9 protein-coding genes and 1 tRNA gene are annotated in these 11,152 nt (G+C 36.2%); 2 read left to right on the forward strand and 8 right to left on the reverse strand.

The window, feature by feature from the left end:
• Positions 1–11: 11 nt before the first annotated feature.
• The 8 genes from nusA to B6D18_RS03655 all read right to left on the reverse strand — a co-directional run bounded on the left by nusA (position 12) and on the right by B6D18_RS03655 (position 9,056).
• Complete coding sequence (nusA, locus tag B6D18_RS03620) at positions 12–1,487, reverse strand: transcription termination factor NusA (protein ID WP_086363192.1); 1,476 nt, start codon at positions 1,485–1,487, stop codon at positions 12–14.
• 16 nt (positions 1,488–1,503) lie between these two features.
• Positions 1,504–1,965: a ribosome maturation factor RimP gene (gene rimP, locus B6D18_RS03625; protein WP_065578449.1), complete on the reverse strand. Its 462-nt coding sequence runs from the start codon at positions 1,963–1,965 to the stop codon at positions 1,504–1,506.
• Positions 1,966–2,154: 189 nt separating this feature from the next.
• A tRNA-Met gene (locus tag B6D18_RS03630) sits at positions 2,155–2,231 on the reverse strand.
• 213 nt (positions 2,232–2,444) lie between these two features.
• Complete coding sequence (trpA, locus tag B6D18_RS03635) at positions 2,445–3,251, reverse strand: tryptophan synthase subunit alpha (RefSeq protein ID WP_086363193.1); 807 nt, start codon at positions 3,249–3,251, stop codon at positions 2,445–2,447.
• Positions 3,248–4,441 (reverse strand): tryptophan synthase subunit beta, encoded by a 1,194-nt coding sequence (gene trpB, locus B6D18_RS03640; protein ID WP_086363194.1) that lies wholly within the window; start codon positions 4,439–4,441, stop codon positions 3,248–3,250. Before trpB ends, trpA begins: the two co-directional genes overlap by 4 nt.
• A gap of 23 nt (positions 4,442–4,464) precedes the next feature.
• On the reverse strand, positions 4,465–5,847 hold the full coding sequence (gene trpCF, locus B6D18_RS03645) for a bifunctional indole-3-glycerol-phosphate synthase TrpC/phosphoribosylanthranilate isomerase TrpF (protein ID WP_086363195.1): 1,383 nt from the start codon (positions 5,845–5,847) through the stop codon (positions 4,465–4,467).
• A 15-nt stretch (positions 5,848–5,862) separates the two neighbouring features.
• Complete coding sequence (gene trpD / locus B6D18_RS03650; RefSeq protein ID WP_086363196.1) at positions 5,863–7,494, reverse strand: bifunctional anthranilate synthase glutamate amidotransferase component TrpG/anthranilate phosphoribosyltransferase TrpD; 1,632 nt, start codon at positions 7,492–7,494, stop codon at positions 5,863–5,865.
• Entirely contained in the window at positions 7,494–9,056 is a 1,563-nt protein-coding gene (locus B6D18_RS03655; RefSeq protein WP_086363197.1) for an anthranilate synthase component 1, read from the reverse strand. Before B6D18_RS03655 ends, trpD begins: the two co-directional genes overlap by 1 nt.
• 456 nt (positions 9,057–9,512) lie before the next feature.
• Here B6D18_RS03655 and B6D18_RS03660 point away from each other — a divergent pair, with 456 nt between their 5' ends.
• Both B6D18_RS03660 and B6D18_RS03665 read left to right on the forward strand, forming a co-directional pair.
• The gene (locus B6D18_RS03660; protein WP_086363198.1) at positions 9,513–10,421 is read left to right on the forward strand and encodes an SPFH domain-containing protein; all 909 of its coding nucleotides are present in this window, start codon (positions 9,513–9,515) and stop codon (positions 10,419–10,421) included.
• A gap of 103 nt (positions 10,422–10,524) precedes the next feature.
• Positions 10,525–10,989: an NfeD family protein gene (locus tag B6D18_RS03665; RefSeq protein WP_086363199.1), complete on the forward strand. Its 465-nt coding sequence runs from the start codon at positions 10,525–10,527 to the stop codon at positions 10,987–10,989.
• Positions 10,990–11,152: the final 163 nt, after the last annotated feature.

Raw genomic sequence — 11,152 nt, forward strand, 5'->3', positions numbered from 1 at the left:
CTTTCCCTCAATTATTCATTTGCAAACCAACAAATATTACGGGCAGCCATAATAAAATCGCCAGCTTGTGTGCTTGTTAAACCTTCAATATCTGCAAGATCATCTGTACCTTGTTCAGCTAAATCTTCTAAAGTTACCACATCTCGTTGTGCTAATTGATAGGCTAATTCTTGTGTCATACCTGGTAGATCTAATAAATCTTGAGCAGGCCGTTTATCACCACTATGAGCAAGAGCAATAGTTGTTAATGCATCTTTTGCTCGATTTCTTAATGCTTCAACCAGTTCTTCATCAAGTTCATCAATTTCTAATAACTCTTCAACTGGTACATAAGCTAGTTCTTCTAATGAAGTAAAACCTTCTTCAACTAAAAGCTGAGCAAGATCTTCTTCAATATCTAAATGTTTCATTAGATTATTAATTGCGGCAAAAGATTCTGCTTGATGTTTTTCTTGCAAATCTTCAGTGCTCATAACATTTAACGTCCAACCTGTAAGTTGTGATGCTAAACGAATATTTTGCCCATTACGGCCAATCGCTTGTGGTAATGTTTCAGCATTAACTGCGACATCCATAGTGTGTTTATCTTCATCAACCACGATTGAAACAACATCAGCTGGTGCCATAGCATTGATAACATATTGTGCAGGATTATCATCCCAAAGAACGATGTCAATACGCTCACCGCCAAATTCATTTGAAACCGCTTGAACACGTGCTCCTCGCATACCAACACAAGCACCAACAGGATCAATACGACGATCGTTACTACTAACTGCAATTTTTGCTCGTGAACCTGGATCGCGAGAGACACCTTTAATGTCTATCATCTCTTCACCGATTTCTGGTACTTCAATACGGAATAACTCTTCCATCATTTGTGGATTTGAACGACTAACACAAAGTTGTGCTGGTTTATTATCTTGTTCAACAAGATATAAAATACCTCGCACACGATCACCAATTCGGAAATTTTCACGAGGTAACATATCATGACGAGACATCATTGCATCAGCGTTATTACCTAAATCAAGGATAACACTATCACGATTGGTCTTTTTAACAATACCAGTCACAATATCACCGATTCGGTTTCTAAACATGTCAATCACCATTGCACGTTCAGCTTCACGTACTTTTTGGACAATAACTTGTTTAGCGGTTTGGGTTGTAATACGGTCAAACGCGACTGACTCAATTTGTTCTTCTACATAATCACCTAATTTTACATCAGGTGCTTCAAACTGTGCTGCCTCAAGAGTTATTTCTTTAGTAGGTTGAGTTACTTCATTCACTACTAACCAACGACGGAACGTGTCATAATCGCCAGTTTTATGATCGATTTTTACAATAACATCGATATCAACAGTATGTTTCTTTTTAGTGGCCGTCGCTAATGCGGTTTCAAGCGCTTCGAAGATCTTATCTCGGGTAAGTGCTTTTTCATTAGATACTGCTTCAACAACAGCTAAAATTTCTTTATTCATCCTTTACACCTGTACTCTATTTAAGGTTAAAATTCGGTACAATGTTTGCTTTTTGAATATTACTAAAAGCAAACACTTCATCATTTCCATCTACATTAAACGTAATCATTTCATTCTCAATGGATTTAATTTGTCCTTTCCACTTGCGACGATTAGCAACAGGAATACGCAAACTGACGATGACTTCTTCACCAACAAAACGTTGATAGTGTTCAAGCGTAAACAAAGGCCGGTCCATACCTGGAGATGAAACTTCAAGATTGTAGGCATCTGTAATAGGGTCTTCAACATCAAGTACCGCACTAATTTGTCGACTAACATCAGCACAATCATCAACGGTAATACCATTTTCACTATCAATATATACGCGTAAAACGGGATAACGACCACGAATATATTCAATACCAACTAGTTCAAAACCAAGCGCATTAACTGGTTCTTGAATGATATCGGTCAATTGTTGTTCTAAATTAGCCAAACAAACCTCCACTGCAGAAAATAAAAAAGGGCATAAAGCCCAACATTCCTTTTAAACTCACGTTTGAATCATAACGCATAAAAAAACCCCGACAAGCGAGGCTACATTTAAAATTTAATATAATGAAGCCACTTGATTCGAACTTTCAGACAATAATAGGATAGATTAATGTATGAATGAAAATTTAAGTGGTTGCGGGGGCTGGATTTGAACCAACGACCTTCGGGTTATGAGCCCGACGAGCTACCAAGCTGCTCCACCCCGCGATAGATGGCTGAAGATTATACTATGTTTTGTAAAATATGCAACCCAAAATCATACTAGAATTATCAAAATCGTTTAAAGTCATTGAAAACTAAGCAGCTATAATTTTGTGTCGCAACGAATTACAATTAATCTCAAGTTAAGGTTAATATAAGTACAATTATTGTTTTTTCAAGTAATAAATTCCGCTGAATAATCAGCGGATAGTTTTACTATTATTTTTGCGTTGCTGCTTTCATCGTTTTAACGAAACTAGCTAGTTCGCTCAACATTTTGGTTGGATTATTAAGGTTATTCTCAATAATTTTGACCGTTGCCGATCCTGCAATTGCGCCAGCGGCACCAGCTTTAATTGCTTCACTCACTTGATTTGGTTCTGAAATACCAAATCCTTGAATCGCAGGCGGTGCTCTAAACTCTGTCAATTTTTCCAGTAAATGAGTTAACGGTTTATTCGCACGATTTTCAGCACCGGTTACACCAGCTCGTGAAACTAAATAAGTATAACCTTTACCATGCTTAGCAATATTTTTTATTACCTCATCATCAGCATTAGGTGGACAGATAAATATCGGAGCTATGCCATGTTTTTCTGCAGAACCAGTAAACTCTTGTGCATATTCAACCGGTAAATCAGCAACTAAAACAGAATCAACACCAGCTTTGGCACATTTAGCATAAAAGTTATCAATACCATTTTTAAATACTAAATTGGCATAGATTAACAATCCAACAGGAATATCTGGATTGCTAGCTCGAATGTTAGTTAAAATTTCGAAGCATTTCTCAACGGTTATACCACCATGAAAAGCACGGATATTAGCATTTTGAATTGTTGGTCCATCCGCCATTGGGTCAGAAAAAGGAATACCTAATTCTAATGCATCAGCCCCTGCATCAATCATGGTTTGAATAATTTGACATGAAAGTTGTGGATTTGGGTCACCAACTGGAACAAAAGGAACAAATGCACCACGTTTTTCGACTGTTAAACGATTAAACAGTTTTTGATAACGACTCATTCTATTTCTCCTTTTGCTTTTAATACATCATAAACCGTAAAAATATCTTTATCGCCACGACCAGATAAATTAACAATTAATAATTGTTCTTTGTTTGGATTTTCTTTAATCATTTTCAATGCATAAGCTAATGCATGCGATGACTCTAATGCAGGAATAATGCCTTCACTACGAGATAAAGCTTTGAAGGCTTCAAGCGCTTCATCATCAGTGACAGAGACATATTCTGCTCGACCAATACTATCTAAATATGCATGTTGAGGTCCGACTGCCGGAAAATCAAGGCCAGCAGAAATCGAATAAGACTCTTCAATTTGCCCTTCATCCGTTTGCATCATTGGTGTTTTCATACCAAAGTAGATACCTAGTTTACCATGTTTTAGTGATGCACCATGTTCACCACTTTCAATTCCATGACCACCAGGCTCTACACCAATTAATCTAACTGATTTATCATCAATAAAATTAGCAAACATACCAATTGCGTTTGAACCACCACCAACACAGGCGATGACTGCGTCAGGCAAACGACCTTCTTTTTCTATAATTTGCTGTTTTGCTTCACGACTAATCATTTGTTGAAATTCACGCACAATGGTCGGGAATGGATGTGGGCCAGCAGCGGTACCTAACATATAGTGTGCGGTTTCATAACTACCAGACCAATCACGTAATGCTTCATTACAAGCATCTTTTAATGTGGCAGAACCCGTTTCAACTGGAATGACGGTAGCCCCCATTAATCGCATTCTAAATACATTTGGAGCTTGGCGTTGAACATCTTTTGCACCCATGTAAATTCGGCATTTTAAACCTAATAATGCGCAAGCTAATGCTGAAGCAACACCATGCTGACCAGCACCCGTTTCGGCAATAATCTCTGTTTTACCCATTCTTTTAGCTAGTAATGCTTGGCCTAGGACTTGGTTAGTTTTATGGGCACCACCATGGACTAAATCTTCTCGTTTTAAATAAAGTTTTGTTTTGGTACCTGCAGTAAGATTTTTACACAATGTTAATGCGGTTGGTCGACCTGCATAGTTCACCAAAAGGTCATTAAATTCTTTTTGAAAACTTGCGTCGTGTATCGCCGATATAAAGGCATCCTCAAGTTGTTCTAGCACTGGCATTAATATTTGCGGTACATATTGACCACCAAACTCGCCAAAATAAGGATTCAATTTAGACATAACCATTCCTTCAATATAATTAGTTAAATTTGTTCAAATACTGCTGTAATTTTCTGTTTATCTTTAATTCCGGCCGATACTTCGACACCTGAGTTAAGGTCAACGCCAATAACATCAGTAGCTAGTGCTTGACTTACATTTCGTGGATTAATACCACCAGCCAAAATGACATTACTTAAATCTTTACCTTGTAATAATGACCAATCAAAACTTTTACCCGTTCCTCCAGCACCATTATCAAATATATAACGAGAGATTAATGGATTATCATGGTTCGGAATACTATCACTAATACTTAATGCTTTCCAAATTTGACAAGTTGTTGGCAATTGTTGGCGGAGTGTTTGAATATAATTATCATCTTCATGACCATGTAATTGTACTGCGTACAGTGATAATTGTTGCGCTATTTGGCAAACTTCGTCTATATCACTATTTTTAAAAACTCCCACCCAATTTAATGGTGCTGCTGCAATAACACTACGTGCTTTAGTTGGTGTAATATATCTTGGTGAATTAGAGACAAAAATTAATCCGCCATAAATCGCACCTGCTTGATAGACAGTTATCGCGTCCTGCGCTCTGGTTAAACCACAGACTTTATTTTCACCTAGGATCACCTTACGAATAGCTAGATTTAAATTTGACTCAGACATTAACGCGCTACCAATTAAAAAACCGTTAGCATAATGGCTAAGATCTTTAACTTGATTATGAGTGTAAATACCCGATTCACTGATAATAATTCGATCATCAGGAATAGATTTAGATAATGTTTTTACTCGATTTAAATCTACTGACAGGTCACGAAGGTTACGATTATTAATACCAATAACTTTGGCGCCAAGATTAATGGCTCGTTCAACTTCTTGTTCCGTACTTGCTTCAGTTAAAACTCCCATTTTAAGTTGATGAGCAATTTGACTAAGATGGCGATACTCATCATCATTTACCACTGATAACATTAACAAGATAGCATCCGCTTGATAATATCGCGCTAAGTAAATTTGATATTCATCGATAATAAAATCTTTGCAAAGTACTGGTTGTGTGACTTCATTACGTACCATAGGCAAAAATTCAAAGCTACCTTGAAAATATTTTTCATCAGTTAAAACTGAAATCGCTGAAGCATAATCTTTATAAACTTTAGCAATCGTTGCCGGATCAAAATCATCACGAATTAAGCCTTTAGAGGGTGACGCTTTTTTACATTCTAATATAAATACTGTTTTCGGTTGATTTAATGTTTGATAAAAATCACGATCACTTGCTACTACTTTACTTTTAAAGTTAGTTAGTGGGTTTTTAGTTTGCTGTTCGGCAAGCCATAACTGTTTATCTTCAATGATTTTTTTTAATACTGTTGCCATTTCAACATTTTCGGTTAATGCTGCAATTGCCATGTTATTCTCCACTTATTATCTTGCTGCTAACTTTTGTAATAGCTCATAAGCCTTGCCACTATGCATTAATTCAATTGCACGTTGTGCATTTTGTTTTAAGTCTGGTTCACCAAACAAGCTAATTAACATAGCTACATTTGCAGCAATAGCCGCTTCATGCGCTGGTTTACCCTGTCCTTGTAAAATAGCTAACAACAAATCACGATTCATTTCAGGTGTACCACCTTCAATATCTTTTAAGGTGTATTGTTGTAAACCAAAATCTTGTGGTGTCAGGGTGAAATAGCTGATTTCACCATTTTTTACTTCGGCTATTTGAGTCTCGCCATGAATAGCCACTTCATCCATACCGGCACCATGTACTACATAAGCATGGGTATAGTTCAACATTTTTAATGTTTCTGCAATCGGTTTTATCAAATCAGGATGATAAACACCGAGTAAAATACGTTTTGGTCGTGATGGATTTATCAACGGACCTAGCACATTAAAAATTGTTCGTGTTTTTAATTGTTGACGAACTGGCGCAGCATGACGGAAGCCTGAATGATATTGTTGAGCAAATAAGAAACATAACCCTAATTCATCAAGCGCTTTACGTGAGGCTTCCGCTGACATGTTTAATTTAATACCTAAAGCAGATAGTACATCGGAAGATCCGGATTTACTTGATACCCCTCGATTACCATGTTTAGCGACTTTATACCCTAAAGCAGCAGTAACAAAAGCACTAGCTGTTGATATATTAATACTATTCGTGCCATCACCACCTGTACCAACAATATCGGTAAAATCATAATCAGGAACTTCAAAAGCATCTGCATTTTCAAGTAATGCTTGCGCAGCACCAGCAATTTCATCTGGTTTTTCACCTCGCACTTTCATACTTATAATCGCAGTTGCCAAAACAGTTGGTTCAATTTTACCTTGAATAATTAAGTTAAAGAGTATTTTGCTCTCTTGTTGTGACAATACTTGTCCTAAATACAATTTATTTAAAATCGGTTGAATGTTGTATTCTTGCTTATCGACAATTGCCTCTTGTTTTGCTTGCGGTTGTTTTTGGACTGGATTAAGTGCCCATTCAATGGTTTGCTCTAATAATTTTACCCCTTGAATGGTTAAAATCGATTCAGGATGAAATTGAAAACCACAAACCCGATCCTCATCATTACGTACTGCCATAACAATGTTATTACACATGGCATTAATCGTTAATGTTTTCGGTATATTTTCACCTTTTAAAGAGTGATAACGAGCCACCGGTAATGGATTTGGTAAGCCTTTAAACATAGCTTGACCATCATGTTCGATTAATGAAGCTTTACCATGCAAAATATCACCAGCTGGTACAATCATACCACCATAAGATTCGACAATCGCTTGATGGCCTAAGCAGATACCAATAATCGGTAATTTCCCTTTTAAACGTTTTAGTAATTCAGGCATTGAGCCTGCTTCACTTGGCGTACCTGGACCTGGCGATAACATTAAGATAGGATTTTGCATATGTGATAATTTTTCGATAATCACATCCGCCGGAATAGTATTACGGTAAATCGTCACGTTATGTTGATTATGACGTAACTGATCAACTAAGTTATAAGTAAACGAATCAACATTATCAATAAATAAGATATTAGCCATTAGAATACACCTTCTACATTATGTGCTGCCATAATCGCGCGAACAACAGCACGAGCTTTGTTACGTGATTCGTCCGATTCTGATTGAGGTTCTGAGTCCAAAACCACCCCACCACCTGCTTGTACCGTGGCAATGCCATCTTCAACATAAGCACTACGGATAACAATACAGGTATCCAAATCACCACTAGCGGTTAAATACCCCACTGCTCCACCATAACTGCCACGTTTTATTTTTTCTGAATCAGCAATTAACTGCATTGCTCTTACTTTAGGTGCGCCGGTTAATGTTCCCATATTCATTGTTGCTTGATAAGCATGCAGTGCATCAAGATCAGTCCGCAACTGGCCAACTATTCTTGAAACAAGGTGCATAACACACGAATAACGGTCAACTTTTAATAACTCTTTAGTATAACGAGTGCCCGGTTGGCAAATACGAGCTAAATCATTACGGGCTAAATCAACCAGCATTAAGTGTTCTGCCAACTCTTTTTTATCAGTGCGCATTTCAAGTTCTAGTCGGCTATCCAAATCATAATCAATCTCACCACTTGCGGTTAAACCACGTGGTCGAGTACCGGCAATAGGGTAAATTTCAACTTGATTATTGGTCTTGTTATATTTAAGGGCACTTTCCGGTGATGCACCAAACAGAACAAAATCGCTATCTTGCATATAAAACATATATGGACTTGGATTGGTATTTTTTAACACTTGGTAAGCAGATAATGGTTCAGGGCATGGTAATGAAAAACGTCTTGAAGGAACGGCTTGAAAAATTTCACCTTGTTGGATAGCATCCTGCATTTTTTTAACTATGGTATTGAAATCATCATCACTCTTATTAAATGAAACATTTATTTCTGCTAAAGATTGAGTCTTAATCGCTTTCATCGGTTGATTAAGTTTATTTTGCAACTCTGTTAAGCGTTGATTCAAGCGTTTTGTCTCATCAGGACAAGAAGTAAATGCCGTTGCTTTTAATAATGAAACACGGTCTTTATGATTAATTTCCAGTAATGTTTCAGCTAAATAAAAGCGAAAGTCTTGGCAACGTTGTTCGGTTGGTAACAGAGGTAAATCCTCAAAGCCAGCAACAAGATCATAAGCAAATAAACCACCGACAAATACTGCATCAGAACTCGCTTGTTGTGGGATATTAACGATGTTTAATAATGTTCTTAGTGCATCAAAAATTGATAATGACTTTAAGCGAGAATCTTCATCTTGCAAATTATCAATAGCCGGAAAAACTAGCTGAAGATTATGTTCATCTAATTGTGTTTTAGCGACGTTATCAGGAAAAGCTTGTAGCAATAAAGGCAATAATTTTTTTCCGTTACTGGTTAAAGCTTGAAAAGTGACTTGGTTATTGAGTGCAGAAATAGTCAAAGCACTATCAACTATCATTACACTTTTAATACCTTGCTTATTATCAATTTCAGCTGATTCCAGTAACAATGTTGCCGGTTTGTTATCACAAAGTTGATAAAATACCTGAGTCGGATCCTGATAATAACCAATGGTTTTAATTATCTGTGTTAATGTAGGCTTATTCATTGTTGACTCTCTTTTATAAAATTATTTTTATCTTTGCAAAACTAAAATACCCGCACTGAGCGGGTATTATGAAAAAAGGACATCATCACATCACCCGCAGAAAGTGATGCGCCACCAACCGAAAACGGTAATTTGTTTACAATTCGTTAATGTGGATTGCTGATTTATCATTATTGTATCTGCTAAAAAAGATTTTGTACTATTAAACTAGTTCATTGATGTGTTGTCAAGTGAATATTTTATGTTCGATAAATAGACCTAAAATTTTTTATCTGTTTTTTTGTTACTAAAATAAATACATAACAATCTTTTTGAAGCATATAAACAGAGCAATCTCGGCAAGTCATTATTAATTTCATATAGTTAGTAAAAAATTAATAGTTTGTCAAATAACCTAATACCGATTAAAATAACTTGCACATTTAAATTCACCATAAAAATTAGAGATTTTGATTTATGCCTATATTTTATATTTTTATAGCAGTAATTGTTTTACTTGCTTTAGTTACCGTTTTTAAAACCATCACTATTGTTCCTCAAGGTTATCAATACACTATCGAACGTTTTGGTAAATACACTCACACTCTTGAACCTGGTTTAAATATTATTATTCCTTTTATGGATGGCGTGGGCCGTAAAATTAATATGATGGAACAAGTGCTTGATATCCCATCTCAAGAAGTTATTTCTAAAGATAATGCAAATGTACAAATTGACGCTGTTTGCTTTATACAAGTGCAAGAAGCAGCAAGAGCCGCTTACCAAGTTAACCAACTTGAACGAGCTGTTATTAATCTTATGATGACAAACATCCGTACAGTACTTGGTAGTATGGAACTTGATGAGATGTTATCACAACGTGATCATATCAACTCGAAACTTCTTGGTATTGTTGATGATGCAACTAGTCCGTGGGGAATAAAAATCACCCGTATCGAAATTCGTGACGTTCGTCCGCCAGCAGAACTTATTGCAGCCATGAATGCACAGATGAAAGCTGAACGTAATAAACGTGCGGAAATCCTTGAAGCGGAAGGTATCCGTCAAGCAGCTATTTTACGTTCTGAAGGTGAAAAACAGTCAGAAATTTTAAAAGCAGAAGGTGAAAAACAAGCCGCATTTTTACAAGCAGAAGCTCGTGAACGTGCTGCTGAAGCAGAAGCAAAAGCAACGCAAATGGTTTCTGATGCAATTGCAGCAGGTAATATTAATGCAATCAACTACTTCGTTGCTCAAAAATATACTGAAGCGTTACAACAAATCGGCGCTTCAGATAACAGTAAAGTTGTGATGATGCCGCTTGATGCTTCAAGTCTAATGGGTAGCATTGGTGGTATTGCAGAATTAATCAAAAACACTAAATAGACTCAACTAAATTAAATTTAGCAAAATCATATTCCCTAACTGATAATAAATTGGTTAGGGGGATGATTGGAAATATAATTCAATTAATAATAGGTAACAACCAATGACAGATTTTTTAATGGTTATTTATAATTCTCCTCACTGGGTATTTTTTGCTTTAGGCGGTATTTTGCTGATTGCTGAGTTATTAGGAACTGGCGGATATGCACTTTGGAGTGGAATGGCAGCCATTATTGTTGGTTTAATTGCTTGGATTTTGCCGCTTTCTTGGCCTGTTTTATGGATTTTGTTTGCTATTTTTACGTTAATGTCCGCTTATCTTTGGTGGGTATGGTTAAAAAAACGCGATAACGTCAAATCAAGTAAAGTTGAGATTAATCAACCTCAACAAGAATTAATTGGCATTAGAACAATCGTTACTGATGCTATCATTAATGGTTCAGGTCGAGTAAAAATAAAAGACGGCACATGGTCAGCAAAATGTAATCAAGATCTAGAAGTAGGTCATCCAGTTGAAGTTGTTGCGGTTGAGGGCATAATACTGAAAGTAAAAGCACTCAATAAATAAATTAATAATTAAATACGAGTCAATGACTCGTATTTTTTTGTTTATTATAAATAATAATCAATAAGATAAATCGATTACTAAATATCTTTTATAGTAAAATTTCTTAGTAATTATCATATAAGATAATCACCGTTAATCATGCCACAAAATAAAATTTAAATTG

The sequence above is a fragment of the Gilliamella sp. A7 genome, assembly GCF_002142015.1.
Classification (GTDB): Bacteria; Pseudomonadota; Gammaproteobacteria; order Enterobacterales; family Orbaceae; genus Gilliamella; species Gilliamella apis_A.

What these genes read in the sequence shown, in the direction of transcription:
- trpB (WP_086363194.1), bottom strand. Translation starts at nt 4,441, where the DNA reads ATGTCTAAATTGAATCCTTATTTTGGCGAGTTTGGTGGTCAATATGTA.
- trpA (WP_086363193.1), bottom strand. Translation starts at nt 3,251, where the DNA reads ATGAGTCGTTATCAAAAACTGTTTAATCGTTTAACAGTCGAAAAACGT.
- trpD (WP_086363196.1), bottom strand. Translation starts at nt 7,494, where the DNA reads ATGGCTAATATCTTATTTATTGATAATGTTGATTCGTTTACTTATAAC.
- trpCF (WP_086363195.1), bottom strand. Translation starts at nt 5,847, where the DNA reads ATGGCAATTGCAGCATTAACCGAAAATGTTGAAATGGCAACAGTATTA.
- B6D18_RS03665 (WP_086363199.1), top strand. Translation starts at nt 10,525, where the DNA reads ATGACAGATTTTTTAATGGTTATTTATAATTCTCCTCACTGGGTATTT.
- B6D18_RS03655 (WP_086363197.1), bottom strand. Translation starts at nt 9,056, where the DNA reads ATGAATAAGCCTACATTAACACAGATAATTAAAACCATTGGTTATTAT.
- nusA (WP_086363192.1), bottom strand. Translation starts at nt 1,487, where the DNA reads ATGAATAAAGAAATTTTAGCTGTTGTTGAAGCAGTATCTAATGAAAAA.
- B6D18_RS03660 (WP_086363198.1), top strand. Translation starts at nt 9,513, where the DNA reads ATGCCTATATTTTATATTTTTATAGCAGTAATTGTTTTACTTGCTTTA.